This window comes from Agrobacterium larrymoorei (genome assembly GCF_013322225.1).
Classification (GTDB): Bacteria; Pseudomonadota; Alphaproteobacteria; order Rhizobiales; family Rhizobiaceae; genus Agrobacterium; species Agrobacterium larrymoorei_A.
On the sequence record NZ_JAAMFB010000016.1, the window covers coordinates 100,361 to 117,111 of the forward strand.

The 16,751-nt window shown below is 57.5% G+C and carries 17 protein-coding genes; 7 read left to right on the forward strand and 10 right to left on the reverse strand.

Annotated elements, in window-relative coordinates; translation table 11 throughout:
• The first annotated feature begins 159 nt into the window (after positions 1-159).
• Positions 160-912, forward strand: a complete 753-nt coding sequence (locus G6L28_RS09360) for a TlyA family RNA methyltransferase (RefSeq protein ID WP_174063493.1) — start codon at positions 160-162, stop codon at positions 910-912.
• Entirely contained in the window at positions 909-2,159 is a 1,251-nt protein-coding gene (locus G6L28_RS09365) for a class I SAM-dependent RNA methyltransferase (RefSeq protein ID WP_174063494.1), read from the forward strand. The genes G6L28_RS09360 and G6L28_RS09365 overlap by 4 nt, the downstream gene beginning before the upstream one ends.
• Before the next feature lie 6 nt (positions 2,160-2,165).
• Here the strand turns inward: G6L28_RS09365 and G6L28_RS09370 are convergent, their stop codons facing one another.
• From G6L28_RS09370 to G6L28_RS09380, 3 genes are all read right to left on the reverse strand, one after another.
• Positions 2,166-3,050 carry a 50S ribosomal protein L11 methyltransferase gene (locus G6L28_RS09370; protein WP_174063495.1) on the reverse strand — a complete coding sequence of 295 codons (885 nt, stop codon included), beginning with the start codon at positions 3,048-3,050 and terminating at the stop codon, positions 2,166-2,168.
• A gap of 91 nt (positions 3,051-3,141) precedes the next feature.
• The gene (locus G6L28_RS09375; protein WP_174063496.1) at positions 3,142-3,741 is read right to left on the reverse strand and encodes an SCO family protein; all 600 of its coding nucleotides are present in this window, start codon (positions 3,739-3,741) and stop codon (positions 3,142-3,144) included.
• 125 nt (positions 3,742-3,866) lie between these two features.
• Positions 3,867-4,082, reverse strand: coding sequence for a hypothetical protein (locus G6L28_RS09380; protein WP_174063406.1), 216 nt, complete (start codon positions 4,080-4,082; stop codon positions 3,867-3,869).
• 165 nt (positions 4,083-4,247) lie between these two features.
• On the opposite strand from G6L28_RS09380, the gene G6L28_RS09385 reads away from it, so the two are divergent.
• Positions 4,248-4,715 carry a chemotaxis protein CheW gene (locus G6L28_RS09385; protein WP_174063497.1) on the forward strand — a complete coding sequence of 156 codons (468 nt, stop codon included), beginning with the start codon at positions 4,248-4,250 and terminating at the stop codon, positions 4,713-4,715.
• Between the two features lie 79 nt (positions 4,716-4,794).
• On the opposite strand, the gene G6L28_RS09390 is transcribed toward G6L28_RS09385, so the two are convergent.
• Together G6L28_RS09390 and G6L28_RS09395 are read right to left on the reverse strand one after the other, a co-directional pair.
• On the reverse strand, positions 4,795-5,283 hold the full coding sequence (locus G6L28_RS09390) for a CreA family protein (protein WP_174063498.1): 489 nt from the start codon (positions 5,281-5,283) through the stop codon (positions 4,795-4,797).
• Positions 5,284-5,347: 64 nt separating this feature from the next.
• Positions 5,348-5,938, reverse strand: coding sequence for a 3'-5' exonuclease (locus G6L28_RS09395; protein WP_174063499.1), 591 nt, complete (start codon positions 5,936-5,938; stop codon positions 5,348-5,350).
• A 268-nt stretch (positions 5,939-6,206) separates the two neighbouring features.
• Between G6L28_RS09395 and G6L28_RS09400 the strand changes: the two genes are divergently transcribed.
• Entirely contained in the window at positions 6,207-6,737 is a 531-nt protein-coding gene (locus G6L28_RS09400) for a GNAT family N-acetyltransferase (protein WP_174063500.1), read from the forward strand.
• Positions 6,738-6,755: 18 nt separating this feature from the next.
• Here the strand turns inward: G6L28_RS09400 and ligA are convergent, their stop codons facing one another.
• Complete coding sequence (ligA, locus tag G6L28_RS09405) at positions 6,756-8,927, reverse strand: NAD-dependent DNA ligase LigA (protein ID WP_174063501.1); 2,172 nt, start codon at positions 8,925-8,927, stop codon at positions 6,756-6,758.
• A gap of 168 nt (positions 8,928-9,095) precedes the next feature.
• On the opposite strand from ligA, the gene G6L28_RS09410 reads away from it, so the two are divergent.
• The 3 genes from G6L28_RS09410 to G6L28_RS09420 all read left to right on the forward strand — a co-directional run bounded on the left by G6L28_RS09410 (position 9,096) and on the right by G6L28_RS09420 (position 10,788).
• Positions 9,096-9,605: a hypothetical protein gene (locus G6L28_RS09410; RefSeq protein ID WP_174063502.1), complete on the forward strand. Its 510-nt coding sequence runs from the start codon at positions 9,096-9,098 to the stop codon at positions 9,603-9,605.
• Between the two features lie 84 nt (positions 9,606-9,689).
• A complete protein-coding gene (locus G6L28_RS09415; protein WP_174063503.1) occupies positions 9,690-10,022 on the forward strand; it encodes a hypothetical protein in 333 nt (110 codons plus the stop codon).
• Positions 10,023-10,173: 151 nt separating this feature from the next.
• A complete protein-coding gene (locus G6L28_RS09420; protein ID WP_174063504.1) occupies positions 10,174-10,788 on the forward strand; it encodes a LysE family translocator in 615 nt (204 codons plus the stop codon).
• On the opposite strand, the gene recN is transcribed toward G6L28_RS09420, so the two are convergent.
• The 4 genes from recN to ftsZ form a co-directional block, all read right to left on the reverse strand.
• Complete coding sequence (gene recN, locus G6L28_RS09425) at positions 10,785-12,458, reverse strand: DNA repair protein RecN (protein ID WP_174063505.1); 1,674 nt, start codon at positions 12,456-12,458, stop codon at positions 10,785-10,787. The two genes, G6L28_RS09420 and recN, sit on opposite strands and share 4 nt — an antisense overlap.
• Before the next feature lie 18 nt (positions 12,459-12,476).
• The gene (locus G6L28_RS09430; protein WP_174063506.1) at positions 12,477-13,343 is read right to left on the reverse strand and encodes an outer membrane protein assembly factor BamD; all 867 of its coding nucleotides are present in this window, start codon (positions 13,341-13,343) and stop codon (positions 12,477-12,479) included.
• 318 nt (positions 13,344-13,661) lie between these two features.
• On the reverse strand, positions 13,662-14,621 hold the full coding sequence (gene lpxC, locus G6L28_RS09435; RefSeq protein WP_174063507.1) for a UDP-3-O-acyl-N-acetylglucosamine deacetylase: 960 nt from the start codon (positions 14,619-14,621) through the stop codon (positions 13,662-13,664).
• 296 nt (positions 14,622-14,917) lie between these two features.
• Positions 14,918-16,678: a cell division protein FtsZ gene (gene ftsZ, locus G6L28_RS09440; RefSeq protein WP_174063508.1), complete on the reverse strand. Its 1,761-nt coding sequence runs from the start codon at positions 16,676-16,678 to the stop codon at positions 14,918-14,920.
• Positions 16,679-16,751 lie beyond the last annotated feature (73 nt).

Sequence of the window (16,751 nt, forward strand, 5' to 3'; positions counted from 1 at the left end):
TAATCTCAACGTTAAGGGCAATCTGATATAAAGCTGTTTAGATTCGCTTAAATTCACCGAATTCTTATGGGTAAAGCAGGCTAGAATCCGATGCCATGGCCGGTCGGAAACGATAAAATCGCTTGCGCTGCGGGCGATTGGTCGTCATTGACACAAACCATGACCAAAATGACTGAAAATCAACGGCTGGACCAGCTTCTGGTGGCCAAAGGGCTGTTCGCCAGCCGTTCCCGTGCAAGGGATGCAGTGTCGCGTGGCACGGTGAGCGTAAATGGCAAGATCGTTACAAAGCCGAGCCTGTCCTTCCCTGAAAATGCGGTGATCGCCATAGACGATCCCGCGCAGGATTATGTTTCGCGCGCGGCGCTGAAGCTCGTAGCGGCACTCGATCATTTCAAGCTCGACCCTTCCGGCCATGAGTGTCTGGATGTGGGCGCGTCTACCGGCGGCTTTACCGAGGTTCTGCTGCAACGGGGTGCCGCGCATGTAACAGCCATCGATGTCGGGCATGGGCAAATCCACCCGCGTGTGGAGGCCGACCCACGCGTCACGAGCATCGAGGGGCTGAACGCCCGCTTTCTTAGCGAAGACGACATCGAAAACCGCCCGATCAGCTTCATCGTCTCCGATGTTTCCTTTATCTCGCTGAAAATCGCGCTTGCACCTGCACTGGAGCTGGCCGAACCGGAGGCCTTTGCCGTTCTGCTGGTGAAGCCACAGTTCGAGGCTGGTCGCGATGCGATCAGCAAGGCGGGTCTGCTGAAAGAACCGGAAAGCGCTCCGCAGGTCGCCGCAGAGCTGGAACGTTGGCTGGTGGAAGACATGGGCTGGATCAGCCTTGGCCTCATCCCCTCCCCGATCTCCGGCGGAGACGGCAATGTTGAATTCCTTCTCGGAGGCAGAAAGCCATGAGCACCCAGACCGTAAAAATCCAGAGCCTCGGCGCGCAGGGCGACGGCATTGCACACGGTCCCGAGGGCACGGTCTATGTGCCCTTCACGCTGCCGGGCGAAACCGTGGCGATCGCCCGCGTGAAAGACGAGGGCACCGTCATGTCCATCGCAGAAGCCTCGCCCGACCGCCGGGAGCCTGCCTGTCGGCATTTCGGGCCAGAGGGAAAGAACGGTACCTGCGGCGGCTGTTCGCTGCAACATGTAGCGGATGAGCCCTACCACGCCTTCAAGCGCAACCTCGTCTTTTCCGCACTGAGATCGAAAGGAATCGATATTGAGGTCGATCCTCTCGTGATCTGTCGCCCCGGCGAGCGGAGACGCGTCGTTTTCGCCGCCCGCAAGACGGAAAAAGGTCTGCTCCTCGGTTACAGCCAGGCGGGAAGTCACCACATCGTCGACATCGAGGAATGTCCCATCGCCGCAGTGGGGATCATCTCGAAACTGGACGCCATCCGCGCCATCGGCCTGACAGTGACATCGAATGCGGAGCCGTTCCGCATCGCGGTGCTGGAAACGCTGTCCGGGCTTGATATCTCCATCGAAGGCATCAAGTCGGTCAATGACAAGCAGCGCCGTGCGCTCACCGACACAGTGCTTTCCATGCGCGGTATCGCACGCGTTTCGCTTGCGGGCGAAATCCTGATCGAACCGCAGAAGCCAGAGATCGAATTCAATGGCGTAAAGGTGCTGCCACCAGCGGGCAGCTTCGTGCAGGCAACCAAGTCTGCCGAACAAGCCATGGCGGATTTGGTGTTTTCCCATGTCGGAAAATCCAAGCGAATTGCCGACCTCTTCTGCGGAACCGGCACCTTTGCGCTGCGGCTGGCACGCGTGGCCAGGGTTCATGCAGTGGAGGCGGAAGACAAGCCATTGAAGGCGCTGGATTTTGCAGCGCGCAACACGCAGGGCCTGAAACCCGTCAGCATCGAAAAGCGTGATCTCTTCCGTCATGCGCTGATCGCCAAGGAACTGAAGAACTACGACGCCGTGGTCTTCGATCCGCCGCGCGCAGGTGCGGAACTTCAGAGCAAGGAACTGGCGCGCAGCACCGTCAGGAAGATCGTCGCCGTCAGCTGCAATCCGTTATCGCTAGCGCGTGATCTGTCGATTCTCATTCAGGGCGGTTACCGCGTGACGCGGGTTGTGCCCATCGACCAGTTCCTGTGGTCGCCGCATGTCGAGGCCGTGGCTTTTCTGGAGAAGTGAGCCTCTTCAGTTGCTTTCCTTGCGAAGATGGATAGTCACCCAGCCATTGCGCCAGATGGTGCGGATATGGCTCAACTGCGCGCCGTTATAGGCCGAAAGAACTTTCCAGCGCTGCGAAGCGAGAATGCCGGAAAGGATGACCGTACCGCCCGGAGCCAGATGCGCCACCAGTTGCGGTGCCATCTTGATGAGTGGACGGGCCAGAATATTGGCGATGATGAGATCGAAAGGGCCATGCTTGCGGAACGAATCCGAATGGAAGCCGGGCGCGGTTTCGAAGGAAATGCCGGAGACGATGCCGTTCAGGCGCGCATTCTCCTTCGCCACTTTCGTTGCGATGGGGTCGATATCCGTCGCCAGAACCGGCACCTTGCGCATCTTCGCAGTGGCGATGGCGAGGACACCGCTGCCGGTGCCTAGATCGAGCGCGTTACGGATGGTGCGTGCGCGCAGCACTTCTTCGATCATCTCGAGGCAGCCCGCCGTCGTGCCGTGGTGACCGGTGCCGAAAGCCTGCCCCGCCTCGATCTCGATAGCGAGATCGTTTGCGCGCACCTTGTCGCGGTCGTGCGATCCGTGAACGAGAAAGCGCCCTGCCCGCACCGGCTTTAGCCCTTCAAGCGACTTTGCGATCCAATCCACGTCGGGAATGACTTCGCGCTCTATTTTCAAATGTGGAAATGCCGCTTTCAGCAGCGTGTCGAAGCGTTCGGTGATGTCCTCTTCCTGCTCTAGCAGCAGGTAGATCGACGCTTCCCAAATGTCGCGCTTTTCGTCCACTTCCGTCGTGGCGATGGCTATGTCTTCCTCGCCAAAGACCTCCGACATGACATCAAGCACTTCGCCTGCCTGAACTTCGGTGGTGGTGACATAGAGACGGATTTCGCTCACGGCTGACGCTTTCTTCGAATGGTATCAGCGTCAGCCTTTGCCACAAAACCCGCGTCAATCCAATGGATCGACGCAGGATTATTCTATGGCCTCAGATCTTCAGGAGATTTTCCAGCTTTTGCACGGCCACATCAGGGTTTTCCCCGTAGGCGATGGTTCCGGCAAAGCCGCCGTCTGGACGCAGCAGAATAACAGATGCCGTGTGATCCATGGTGTACTCGCCATTTGGATCCTTCTCGTCTACCGGCATCTTCTTGGCATAGATGCGATACCCCTTCAGCATCTCGGCAATCTTGTCAGGCGCACCGGTGATACCCGTTATACGCTTGGAAACATTGGAAATATACTGGTTCATGATCTCCGGCGTATCACGCTCGGGGTCGACCGAAACGAAATAGGCCTGCATCTTGTCGCCAGCCGGGTCCACTTTCTCCATCCAGCCATTCATTTCGAACAGGGTTGTCGGGCACACCTCAGGGCAGTGGGTGAAACCGAAGAAGAGTGCGGTCGGCTTACCCTGAAATGCCTTTTCCGTAATAGGCTGACCATTCTGCGCGACCAGTTGGAACGGCGTACCGTAAACCTCTTCCACCATTTCATTTCGGCTCTTGGTCAACTCCATCGTCAACCAGCCCATGACGCCAAGCAAAACGACCACAGCGCCCCAAAGCGCGAAACGGATATTTTTCATGCTGTTCCTCGATAAGCCCTTCGGCCGGAAACCCAGCCTCTTACAGCTTGTGATAACCAAGCGGGCGATTTTGCGCAAATCAAGAAGCCGGTGAGAACGACACCGCGCTGTTTTGTCTCACGAGATCAAAAACACCAAGCAATGCCGTTTTGAACGGTCGCGAGAAAGATGTCCGTGCTGTGACGGAGCCAGCCTTCGAAGGTCATTAGTGAAAGATACAGGATGCCGCCGGTAGCAACGGCACCGAAAAGCAACTTGCCGGAATGTGAAAGGATGGCGCTCATGCTGATAAATATACTGTAAATGCCGCAGCAAGTAAAAGGCTCGGAAACCTTTTTCAAAAGGTTACATCACGCTGTTAGGGAAAGCTTAAGTGGTTCTTGCCATGATGCTCGCCAGCGGTTCGCACAAGCGCTCGACATGATGTCACCGGAACGACCGGACACCGCATATCTCCGAAAAATTCAATACGGCCCGCCAGAGAGCCGTTAGGAAAAGTTCCGGCCATGACGAACGCCATCAAACAATCCGGCGCATATCTCGAAATCGTTTCCTTCCATCTCGGCGATCAGGAATTCTGCATCGACATCATGGCGATCCGCGAAATTCGCGGCTGGGCGCCCGTGACGCCGATGCCCCACACACCGCCTTATGTCCTTGGCCTCATCAACCTGCGTGGCGCAGTGATCCCGGTCATCGACATGGCCTGCCGCCTCGGCATGAAAATGACCGAGCCGTCAGAGCGTTCTGCCATCATCGTCACCGACATCGGCGGCAAGCTGGTCGGCCTGCTCGTCGAGCAGGTTTCCGACATGATGACGATCAAGTCCGAAGACCTCCAGCCCGCCCCGGAAATCATCCCGGAAGAACAGCGCGACTTCTGCCGCGGCATCGTGGCGCTGGAAAAAAGCATGGTCTGCTTCCTCAACCTCGACACCGTTATCGCGGACGAGCTCTCGCGCGAAGCTGCTTAAGCGATCTAATTTCCGATGGAATTTCGAAAATGGCGGGCTCTTGCTCGCCATTTTTTCGTTCGGGGGAACGCGCCGAGCTTCAAGGCTTGCCGTTCTTCCACGTCACGTTCTGCCCATAAAGCGGCACGGTCGAAATCGCCATCTTCGCCGACCCATCGGTCAGTTCACGCGTGTGGACCAGATAGACCAGCGTGTCGTTGGCCTTGTCGTAAATCCGGTTCACAACCAGCTTCTTCCAAACAAGCGACATGCCCTGCCGGAACACCTCTTCACCGCCCTTGGAGAGATCGATATCCCCTACCTCCACCGGCCCCGTCTGGCTGCACGAAATCGCATTGTTGGAAGGGTCTTCAAACCAGTTGCCGTTCTTAAGCCTATCGATCACGCCGCGGTCGAAATAGGTGATATGGCACGTCACACCCTTCACTTCGGGATCGGCAATCGCCTCGATCTTGATATCGTTGCCGGTCCAGTCCACCCCGACTTCGCCGACGACCTGCGCCTGCGCAGCAAAAGGCAGCAATGCCACACCTGAAACCAGCAGCGCCCGAAGCTTTTGTGAAATCATAGCCTTTACCTCCATATCTGGAATAACAGATAGGGTGGCGTGCGCACGTAACAAGATGGATGGATTAGCGTTTTCTCATTGTGCAGGGCTCATAGCCCATGGCATGCAAACGCCCCGCCACCATGCCGATCCTTGCCGGGATTTCGTGGACATATTGGAGCGCCAGCTCCTTCGCCGCCGCAATCGCAGCCGACGCACAGACCACAGCGTCCTCCGCGGCATTGTGATGGACGAATCTCAACTGCAAATGGTGCGCGATGATATTCAGCTTATGCGACGGCAGTGACGGCCAAACCCGCTGCGCCATCTTCACGCTGCAAAAGTAGGAAAGCTGCGGATAACTCTGGCGATATTTATCGAAGCTCGCACGCATCACGCTGAAATCGAAGGCAGCATTATGCGCGATCATAGTCGCGTCGCGGAAGTCGTCGACAAATTCATCCATGACCTCGGGAAACTCCGGCGCATCTTCCACGTCCTCGGGCCGGATACCATGCACGGCGATGTTGAAGGAAGAAAACCGCATATCCTTCGGTCGGATCAGCCGCTCCTCGACGCGCTGGATCACCCCATCCTCGATCCAGGCAAGCCCCACGGAGCAGGCGCTGCCACGCTCCTCATTGGCGGTTTCGAAATCGATGGCGATGGTCTTCAAGAAGCGATTCCCGTGTTGTCCAGAGCGGGCAATAGCGGAAACTACCGCAAAAATGAAGGCCCGGTGTTGACGGCAGGGCACACGGGCGGCATCTTCCGCGCGTGATCGCAACGACCAACACGATGATGCTCACGGCAACGACCACCGTAACCACGGCGGGCGATGGAGCATTGGCGCGATAGGTTTCGCGATCCTTCCCTCAAAGCCCTGCCGAAGCAGCAGGGCGAGACACTGCACCTGCTCTTCCAACTGCAAAAAGGAAACAGGCATGTCACAGTCCACTGAACCATCTCATCAAACGGATTTCTCAATTGGCGACGTCATCATACGGGGCATCAGGCCAGATGATGCTGAAGCCGCGACAAGAGTGCTGAACATGCCGGGGGTCCGTCATGGCACGCTGCGCCAGCCCTTTCAGAGCATCTCCCAAACCCACCGCTATATTGAAGAACTGACACCTGCCGATATCGTGATCGTTGCCGAATGGCATGGTATTTTTCTTGGCCAAGCCGGTCTCTATGCCCAACGAGGCCGTCGCCGCCATGCAGCGTCCCTCGGGCTTGGCATTCATGATGATTTCACCGGCAAGGGTATAGGAAACCTTTTCCTGAAAACACTTCTGGATGCCGCCGATAACTGGCATGACCTCAAGCGCATCGAGTTGAATGTCTTCACCGACAATCTGGGTGCCGTCCACCTCTATGAAAAGTTTGGTTTCGCAAAGGAAGGCGTGATGAGGCAATACGCCTTCCGCAATGGCACCTACGCCGATTGCTATCTGATGGCACGCCTCCGATGACGGGACTTCCGGCTGGTCTCACCCGGCAATGAGCGCCAGCCACTCATCCTCATCCATGGTCTGCACGCCAAGCTCACGCGCCTTGTCCAGCTTTGAGCCTGCACCCGGCCCGGCGACCACAATATCGGTTTTCTTCGAGACGGAACCCGCCACTTTGGCACCAAGGCTTTCGGCCCTCGCCTTTGCCTCGTCGCGGGTGAACTTTTCCAGCGAACCGGTGAACACCACCGTCTTGCCCGCCACCGGACTGCCTTCCGTTGAAGGTTTTTCGGCCTCCCTAGGGCGCAGCTCGCGGATCAGGCGGTCGATCACGTCGAGATTACGTGGCTCCTTGTAGAACTCCACGATGGCACGCGCCACGACTTCACCGATGCCTTCGATGCTGTTCAGCTCGCTCCAGGCATCGCCTGAAAGATCGCCTGCCGCTTTCATCGCCTCTTCGAAATGCTCATAGGTGCCGTAGGTCCGCGCCAGCAGCTTTGCAGTCGTCTCGCCCACATGGCGAATTCCGAGTGCGAAGATCAGCCGGTGCAGATCGATCTCACGGCGGGTATCGATGGCGTCGAATAGCTTCTTCACGCTGACCCTCCCGAAGCCGTCGATATTTTCCAGCTTCGCCAGAGACTTTTCCTGCCGCTCCTTCAGCGTGAAGATATCCGGCGCCGTCTTGATGGAAAGCGCCGGGTCGTCGCTCTCGAAGAAGAACTCGATCTGCTTGGTGCCAAGGCCCTCGATATCGAATGCAATGCGCGAAACGAAGTGCTTCAAATGCTCTACCGCCTGCGCGCGGCAGACAAAACCACCGGTGCAGCGCGTGACGGAATCCAGCTTGCCGGTTTTCTCGTTGCGCTCACGTACCGCATGGCTGCCACAGACGGGGCACTTCTTCGGAAACTCGTAACGCTGCGAATGGGTATCGCGCTTTTCCAGCAGCACATCCAGAACCTGCGGAATAACATCACCTGCCCGCTGTACGATCACCGTGTCACCGACACGAATGTCGTGATCCTCCGGTCGGATTCGCTCACCATTATTGCCGATGCCCTCGATGTAATCGGCATTGTGCAGCGTTGCATTCGTCACCACCACACCGCCAACGGTGATCGGCGTCAGACGTGCGACGGGCGTCAGCGCACCGGTTCGCCCCACCTGAATCTCGATCTTCTCGACCGTCGTGAAAGCCTGCTCGGCAGGAAACTTATGCGCCGTTGCCCAACGAGGACTGCGCGAGCGGAAGCCGAGACGCTCTTGCAGATCAAGCTCGTCCACCTTGTAGACCACGCCGTCGATATCGTAATCGAGGTCTGGTCTCGCAATGCCGATTTCATGATAATGTTCAAGCAGTTGTACGCCGGACGTGAATCTCTTCATCAAGGGGTTCACAGGGAAACCCCACTCGCGGAACTTCTCCACAATGCCATGCTGCGTGTCGGCAAGGCGCGTCGCCTGCCCGCCATTGGAAACCTCGCCCAGCGCATAGGCGAAGAATTTCAGCTTGCGTCGTGCCGTTACATTCGGGTCCAGCTGCCTCAATGAACCGGAAGCCGTGTTACGCGGGTTGACGTAGGTCTGCTTGCCATCCGCTTCCATCTGCGCATTCAGCGCCAGAAAGTCGCTCTTGGCCATATAGACTTCGCCACGCACCTCCACCACATCGGGCACACCGGCGGGAAGCTCATTGGGAATTTCCTTGATGGTCAGAATATTGGCCGTCACATTCTCGCCCGTCGTGCCATCTCCACGCGTTGCCGCCGTCTTCAGCCTGCCGCGCTCATAGCGAATGGACATGGAAAGCCCGTCGATCTTCGGCTCCGCGGTAAAGGCAATCGAATCGTCCGGCAGGCGCCCCAGAAAACGGTAAACGGAAGCCACGAAATCCGACACGTCCTCATCCGAAAACGTATTGTCCAGCGAAAGCATGGGCCGCGCATGGACAATCGGTGCGAATGTCGGCAGCGGCGTGAAGCCCACCTTTTTCGAAGGACCATCCGCCCGCACCAGATCAGGAAATACCGCCTCGATGGCGTCGTTGCGCCGCTTCAGCGCGTCATATTCCGCGTCCGAAATCTCCGGCTGATCCCTGCCATGATAGAGCGCATCATGCCGCGCAAGCTCTGCCGCTAGATATGCAAGCTGCGAAGAGGCTTCGAGTTCGGACAGTTTTTCGACAGGTGTCTGATCTTTCGACATGGCGGCCTCGCTTTTGAATCGGATCAGGTCTTACCTCAAAATTCCGGCAAGAAAAAATGGATAAATGTACGGTAGAAATCAAATAAAATACAACCTGGCTATTTTCTTGAGGAAAATGCTTTGCTATGCATCGCTCATCAAACATACATATTCAGGTAAGTTTTTATAATGGATAGCCAATTCGGTTGCGTGCGTTCTCCGGAGAAAATCGACAAATGGGAAGAAGGACGCAGGCCGGAATCCATCTCGACATTGAACGGTCCGCTTGCTGGAAATCTTGAAAAACTGAAAGCGCTCGCCCAGTGCGATTTGTTCCGGTTCGCCGCCCGCGCAAAGAATTACATTTGGGCAATGGACGAGGCTGGCGAAATTGTAATCGCCGTTGAAGAGCTCGCGTTGGATAAACCGGAAGCTGACTACACCGGCTATCCACGGCGGCGCGGTTACAAGCATCCTTCGGAAGAGAAGAAGCTGGGGCACCCTACTCTCCTCAACGGCGGCAAAGCCCGTATCGCAGGGGAACTGGCTTTCGACGATGATGATGATGGGTTGGTTTGGGTGCTCAACGCCAATTCGGGGCGTTACTGCAAGCAAATGCCCCCCACGAATGCGCAGATTGACGCCGTTGCAGATGTTTTCAAAGATCTTGGTGTTGACGTAAAAGTTGACTACGACTAACGAACGCAATTTAATATGGTGCGTTAATCCCCACACAAGCAAACCAGTGATATGGTGCGTAAGAGATTATTTATGGAGATAGCAATGACGAACTCTCTCAAGATCGAGTTGATGTCACGTTTAGGCACGTTCCGCCCAAGCGACCGCACCCATATCGATAACGCGCTCAAAAATGAGGCGAACAGACAGACTGCACTCGACGCGATAAAGGACTTTGTTATCGGTTGGGAAGAAGCAGATTGGCTCGAAGCCTACTCAATAGAGCGAATAGGCAAATGGATAGCCAAATATCAGTCCAAGCATACTGTCGATGTACTATCGGGTTGGGCGAGGAAAAACTCTCCTGCACGCCAGCCTGCGCGTCCAGCCCTGCTACGCGGTCTTGAAGTTGGCGCCAAGAATAAAGAGTTCGCCTGACGGTATCCGTAAATCCTCGTTTGAATCAGTGAGCCTCGCATCTTCGCGGGGCTTTTTTCTTACCACCGTCATCGCTCTTCCAACACTATTCAAAGGCTTGGAATCGCATAGAGTAAATATCCGGACTATGACTCAAGCTCCGGAGCCGCCCATGGACATCACGACGCTCTTTGCCTTCGTCGCTGCTTTCTTTGTTTTCGCAGCCAGTCCCGGCCCGGATAATATGACCATCGTCGCGCGAACGATAACTCATGGCGCGCCTTCCGGCATCGCTTATGGCGCAGGAACGGTCGCTGGCATCCTCGTGTTCCTCACCCTTGCCGCCTTCGGCCTGTCCTTGATTGCGCAGGAGATGGGATTGGTGATGACGGTGTTGCGTTACGGCGGCGCGGCTTATCTCATATGGATGGGTATCAAGCTGTGGACGGCGCAGCCAGTCGTTCCGCAGCTTCAGCCGACCGGTGAGCCGCGCGGCCTGTTTTCGATCTTCCTCACTGGCCTTGTGCTCAATCTTGGCAACCCCAAAATGCCGCTTTTCTACGTGGCATTATTGCCAAGTGTCGTTGGCGCGTCTTTAACGCTCGATCACCTTACGGCGCTCGCGGCAGTTATTCTCGGCGTCGAGATCGTGGTCATTGGCGGCCATGTGCTGCTCGCCTTGCGCGCCCGCAAGCTTCTGCGTTCTGAACGCGTTGTGAGGAGGGTCAACAGGGTGGCGGGAGGCGTCATGATCGGCTCTGGCGTAGCCGTTGGCGCAAGCAACTAATCCTGCGCCGCCAGCAACCGCGCAGCCGCCGCCCTCGCCTCGTCCGTCACCGAGGCACCGGCCAGCATGCGCGCAATTTCCTCGGTCCGGTGCTCAGGCTGCATGGTCGCCACACGTGTGGCAATCCGCTCGCTGCCATCGCCCGCCGGACCCTTGGCGATCAGCAGATGCGTTGAAGCACGGGCCGCAACCTGTGGAGCGTGGGTAACAGAGAGTACCTGCACTGTTTTCGACAGCCGCTTCAACCGCTGGCCGATGGCGTCTGCGACCGCGCCACCCACGCCCGTATCGATTTCATCGAAGACGAGTGTCGGCGCAGAGCCACGGTCGGCAAGCGCGACCTTCAGCGCCAGCAGGAAGCGGGAAAGCTCGCCACCCGACGCAACTTTCATGATTGGGCCGGGGCGTGTGCCAGGGTTGGTCTGGACATGGAATTCCACCACGTCGATACCGTCCGCAGAGGCTGAAGCAGCGTCGCTGGCCACTTCCACTGTGAAGCGAGCCCGCTCCAATTTCAATGCTGGCAATTCGGCCATGACCGCCTCGGAAAGCGACGCAGCAGCATGGCGGCGCTTGTCGGAAAGAGAAAGCGCGGCATGATCGAAATCGGCTTTGACGACACCAAGCTGCGCTTCGAGCTTGGTGAGCTTTTCTTCACCAGCATCCAGATCGGCAAGATCACCCACCATACGCTCTGCCAGCGCCGGAAGATCGGTAACAGGAACCGAATACTTACGACCGGCTGCGCGTAGCGCAAACAGGCGCTCTTCCACACGCTCCAGCTCACGCGGATCGAACTCGGTGCGACGAAGGGCTGCTTCCACTTCCATCTGTGCGTTGGAGAGATTGTCCAGCGCTGCATCTAGCAACTGCACTGTCTCTTCTAGGAGCCCTGGCGCTTCGTGGCTCTTGCGCTCCAGACGGCGCATCATGGAAGCGATGATCGGAACCGGGGAGGCATTGCCATTGAGGAATTCGCTGGCCTCAGCGATATCGCCCGCAATCCTTTCGGATTTCTGCATCACAGCACGGCGTTCCGCCAGTTCGTCTTCCTCGCCATCGCGGGGAGAAAGCGCCTCCAGCTCTTCGACGGAGGAGCGAAGATAGTCCGCCTCCCGCGCCGCCGCCTCGACCTTGGCGCGATGCACCTTCAAGGCACGCTCGGCATCTCTCCATGTGCGGTAAAGGCCTTGTACCGCTGTCACTTCTTCAGTCAGGCCAGCAAAAGCATCGAGAAGCGTGCGGTGTGCGTTGGTGTCCACCAGCGCGCGATCATCATGCTGCCCATGAATTTCAACCAGATGCTGGCCGAGCTGGCGCATCATCTGCACGGACACGGCCTGATCGTTGACGTAGGCCTTGGTGCGCCCGTCTGCGGATTGCACGCGACGGAAAATCAGGTCACCGTCGTCATCGAGACCGTTTTCGCGCAGTAGCAGGCGCGCCGGGTGATCCATGCCCACTTCAAAGGTGGCAGTCACCTGCCCCTTGTCCTCGCCGTGGCGCACAAGCCCGCCATCGCCGCGCCCGCCAAGCGCCAGCGAAAGACTATCGAGAAGGATAGATTTACCGGCACCAGTTTCACCGGTCAGCACCGAGAGCCCGGCCTCGAACCCAAGGTCGAGCCGTTCGATCAGAACGATATCGCGGATCGAAAGCTGGACCAGCATGCTATTTCGACCTTAACCTCAGGCTCCAACCAGCTTTTTGCCAGCGCGTGAAATCCAGGATTCGCGGTTTTCACGGGGCTCCAGCCCCTGCCCCTTCAACAGCTTGAAGGAATCGTCGTACCATTCGCTGTCAGGATAGTTGTTGCCGAGAACCGCAGCAGCCGTCTGCGCCTCGTCAGCAAGGCCCATTGCGTAATAGGCCTCCGTCAGGCGCGCCAGCGCTTCCTCAATCTGGTTGGTGTTCTGGTACTGCTCCACCACGATGCGGAAACGGGAGACCGCAGCGAGATATTCCTTGCGCTCCAGATAGTAACGGCCAACCTGCATTTCACGACCGGCAAGCTGGTCACGCGCAAAACGAATCTTGGCCTGCGCGTCGGCTACATATTCCGAATCGGGATAGTCGTTGACGACCTTGTTCATGGCCTCGATGGTGCGCTGTGCGGCTCGCTGGTCCTGCGTCACGTCGGCAATCTGCTTGGAATAGGCAAGGCCGATCATGTACTGAACGTAAGCGGCGTCTTTCGCCCGCGGATATTGCTTGAGGAAACGTGTACCGGAAGCAATCGCCGCTTCATTCTTGCTCTGACGAGTGGCGATGAAAGTGTTCATCACCAGAGCCTTCTGGCCCCATTCCGTGAAGGGATACTGCTTGTCGATTGCGGAGAACTTGCGCCCAGCCTCGGTCATGTTGCCTGCGTTCATGTTCGCAAGGCCCTGACGATAGAGAACATCCGGTGGATCTGTCTCGACACCAAGCTTGGTAATGTCGATATCCGGGTCGGACTGGCAGGCCGTTACCAGCGCACTGGCACCCAGCAGCATTACCGATACGAGGGCCGCCCGCACCGTTCCATTCATCGCACCAGACCCTACACGCTTCATTCGACAGTTCCCACTTCCTGCGTCAATACAGAGCTTTGGCTTTTTACTTCGGCGTTTCTAGCCATAAAAGCCCCCGCAGGGCAACGCAATGATGACGCAATAACGCATTTTTATGGCAGGGTCCCGCATTGCGGGTGATAATCTTGACTTACTGCCATGGAATTCTTGTCAGTGTACAGGAATACATGTTGCAGGAACGGCAGAACGCCAAGGTTTCATCACTCTCCCCATTCCTGTCCTTGTGACGGGAATGGCGGAGAAAAATGCGAAAAACCGCCCCAAGGGACGGCTTCAATCTTGTTTCATCGCAAACCGACCTTACGCAGACCAGGGCGCAAATTCCTGCTGCTGAATCGCTACGAATTCACGCGCACGAACAACCGGGCTGCGGACTGCCGGTGCTTCCACGATCTCGTAAGCAGTTGGATCACTAAGCAGCGCCTTCAATGCGTTTGCATTGACCTTGTGGCCGCCGCGATAGGAACGGTAGCAACCGATGAACTGCGCACCGGCAAGAGCCAGATCGCCTACGGCATCGAGCGTCTTGTGACGAACGAACTCGTCCTTCTCGTAGCGCAGGCCTTCCATATTGATGACAGTGTTGTCGTCGGAGATCACCACCGAGTTTTCCAGCGAGGAGCCGAGTGCGTAACCGGCAGCCCACAAGCGCTCCACATCACGCATGAAGCCGAACGTACGGGCCCGGGAAAGCTCGTTCTTGAAGGTTTCCGCAGTCAGGTCACCCTTCCAGGTTTGACGACCGATGAGCGGCGTATCGAAATCGATTTCCACTTCGAATCGCGTGCCGTCATAAGGGCGGAACTCCGCCCAGGATGCACCCGCGTCAATACGAACAGGCTTGATGACGCGAATGTAACGGCGCTTCACGCCGAGGTTTACGATGCCGACCGACTCGATGGCTTCAATGAAAGGTGCAGAGCTGCCGTCCATGATCGGAACTTCGGGGCCGTCGACTTCAACCATGAGATTATCGATACCCATGGCAAAGATACCAGCCATGACATGCTCAACTGTCGCGACCGACTGTGCAGGCGAGCGGCCGATGACGGTGCAAAGATCCGTGTTGCCAACATTGGCGGAAACGGCCTTCACTTCCACGACGGAACCATTGTCCAGCGTACGGCTGAAAACGATGCCGGTGCCCGCTTCCGCAGGCTGGAAGGTCATGGAAGCCGGATTGCCCGAATGCACGCCGATGCCCTTGAGCTGAACAGGGCTGGCGATAGTTGTCTGAAATCCGAGCAGTCCGATGGTCATGCGTAGGTGCCTTTTCGTATGAACCCGCCGATTTTACCGGCCCGGTTCGAAGTCCTGCGATGGGCATTGCACCCGCCGCACTGTATTAATTCTGTCGTCCTATGGTCATACATAAGCGCACCTGCGTACCATCTCAAATCACTGTTGATTTCGTATTGTTACACAGTCAAGCATTTGAAAAAATTAATGTAACAGCCGCTTATCCAAGGTGATGAAACAGCAATACCCGGGCCTTGTGAACCCGGGTATTTCATTAGACGGAGAATCGCAAGACGGCTCTCCAATCGCTCTGTTGATCAGTTCGACTGACGGCGCAGGAAGGCCGGAATTTCGAGTTGATCGTCTTCGTGATGGCTGGAAGCGGCAGGCGTCTGACGGCCATGATCATCCAGGTTTCCGCGACGCGGTGCGTACATGCTTGCTTCCTGAGACAGCGGACGGCGCTGCTGCGGAGCCATGCTTGGTGCGTCCATCATCTCGGAAGGAACGGCTTCGTCCTCATCGCGACGGCCAAGCGAATTTGTGATTCGCTTGAGAAGGCCCATCGGACCGCGCTCTTCCGGCGCTGCGTGAGCAGCCTGCGTGCGATGATCCATTTCAGCCTTTACGACCGGAGGAAAGTCCTCGACCTTTGGCATGCGAACCGGCTCCGGCTGGCGTGCGACAGGTGCTGGTTCATGGTGAACCTGAGCCTGCGGCTGTGCCATGCGCGGAGCCGGCGCTGCGACCTGCTCCGGAGCGTGGTATACAGGCGCCGGAGCGGCCTGAACCGGTGCTGCGGGGCGAGCAACGACCGGCGCTTCGGCCGGAGCAGATGCGAACAACTTGCTCTGAGGGCGGAACTCGGCTTCCGCCTGTGCCTGGCGGAGCTGCTGTTCGGCAGCTGCCAGTGCGAGTTCGCGTTCCATATCGACTTCTGCAGAACGGATAGTCTGAGCAATCGGGTCTACGGACTTTGGTGCCTGCGATACATAGGCAGGCTGAACTGCGGCCGGAGCAGGAGCAACGGCCGCGGAAGGACGGATAACGGGCTTTGCAGCAAGAGCGGCAGCAGCGCGCATGTCGGCGGCGTGCTGTTCGATCTGGCCGGGGACGCGGTCGATACCGGTCGCAACGACGGAGACGCGGATGAGGCCTTCGAGAGCTTCATCGAATGTCGCGCCGAGGATGATGTTTGCATCCGGATCGACTTCTTCGCGGATACGGGTAGCCGCTTCGTCGACTTCGAACAGCGTCATGTCGCGACCACCGGTGATGGAGATCAGCAGGCCTTGAGCGCCCTTCATCGAGGTTTCGTCCAGCAGCGGGTTTGCAATCGCCGCCTCAGCAGCCTGCATTGCGCGGCCTTCGCCGGAAGCTTCGCCCGTACCCATCATTGCACGGCCCATTTCGCGCATCACGGAGCGAACGTCAGCGAAGTCGAGGTTGATGAGACCTTCCTTCACCATCAGGTCGGTGATGCAGGCAACGCCAGAGTAGAGAACCTGGTCGGCCATCGCGAATGCGTCGGCGAACGTGGTCTTGTCGTTGGCGATGCGGAACAGATTCTGGTTCGGGATCACGATCAGCGTGTCGACCGACTTCTGAAGCTCTTCAATGCCCTGTTCGGCCAGACGCATGCGGCGACCGCCTTCGAAGTGGAACGGCTTGGTCACGACGCCGACCGTCAGAATGCCCTTGTTGCGGGCAGCCTGAGCGACGACCGGAGCTGCACCCGTACCGGTGCCGCCGCCCATACCTGCGGTGACGAAGCACATGTGCGTACCGTTCAGGTGATCGATGATTTCATCAATGCACTCTTCAGCAGCAGCGCGACCGACTTCCGGCTGCGAACCAGCGCCGAGACCCTCGGTGACATTGACGCCGAGCTGGATAACCCGGTCGGCCTTGGTCATGGTCAGGGCCTGTGCATCCGTGTTGGCGACGACGAAATCGACGCCCTGGAGACCAGCCGTGATCATGTTATTTACTGCGTTACCGCCGCCACCGCCAACGCCGAAAACGGTGATGCGTGGCTTCAGCTCGGTGATATCCGGCTTTTGCAGCTGTATCGTCATTTTACCATTCCTTCTATCTATGGCCGGCAACGCCCCGCAGGCCAATTCTCTTGATCTTCAACTCACTCCTTTT

What these genes read in the sequence shown, in the direction of transcription:
- G6L28_RS09360 (WP_174063493.1), top strand. Translation starts at nt 160, where the DNA reads ATGACCAAAATGACTGAAAATCAACGGCTGGACCAGCTTCTGGTGGCC.
- G6L28_RS09365 (WP_174063494.1), top strand. Translation starts at nt 909, where the DNA reads ATGAGCACCCAGACCGTAAAAATCCAGAGCCTCGGCGCGCAGGGCGAC.
- G6L28_RS09375 (WP_174063496.1), bottom strand. Translation starts at nt 3,741, where the DNA reads ATGAAAAATATCCGTTTCGCGCTTTGGGGCGCTGTGGTCGTTTTGCTT.
- G6L28_RS09385 (WP_174063497.1), top strand. Translation starts at nt 4,248, where the DNA reads ATGACGAACGCCATCAAACAATCCGGCGCATATCTCGAAATCGTTTCC.
- G6L28_RS09390 (WP_174063498.1), bottom strand. Translation starts at nt 5,283, where the DNA reads ATGATTTCACAAAAGCTTCGGGCGCTGCTGGTTTCAGGTGTGGCATTG.
- G6L28_RS09400 (WP_174063500.1), top strand. Translation starts at nt 6,207, where the DNA reads ATGTCACAGTCCACTGAACCATCTCATCAAACGGATTTCTCAATTGGC.
- ligA (WP_174063501.1), bottom strand. Translation starts at nt 8,927, where the DNA reads ATGTCGAAAGATCAGACACCTGTCGAAAAACTGTCCGAACTCGAAGCC.
- G6L28_RS09410 (WP_174063502.1), top strand. Translation starts at nt 9,096, where the DNA reads ATGGATAGCCAATTCGGTTGCGTGCGTTCTCCGGAGAAAATCGACAAA.
- G6L28_RS09415 (WP_174063503.1), top strand. Translation starts at nt 9,690, where the DNA reads ATGACGAACTCTCTCAAGATCGAGTTGATGTCACGTTTAGGCACGTTC.
- G6L28_RS09420 (WP_174063504.1), top strand. Translation starts at nt 10,174, where the DNA reads ATGGACATCACGACGCTCTTTGCCTTCGTCGCTGCTTTCTTTGTTTTC.
- recN (WP_174063505.1), bottom strand. Translation starts at nt 12,458, where the DNA reads ATGCTGGTCCAGCTTTCGATCCGCGATATCGTTCTGATCGAACGGCTC.
- G6L28_RS09430 (WP_174063506.1), bottom strand. Translation starts at nt 13,343, where the DNA reads ATGAAGCGTGTAGGGTCTGGTGCGATGAATGGAACGGTGCGGGCGGCC.
- lpxC (WP_174063507.1), bottom strand. Translation starts at nt 14,621, where the DNA reads ATGACCATCGGACTGCTCGGATTTCAGACAACTATCGCCAGCCCTGTT.
- ftsZ (WP_174063508.1), bottom strand. Translation starts at nt 16,678, where the DNA reads ATGACGATACAGCTGCAAAAGCCGGATATCACCGAGCTGAAGCCACGC.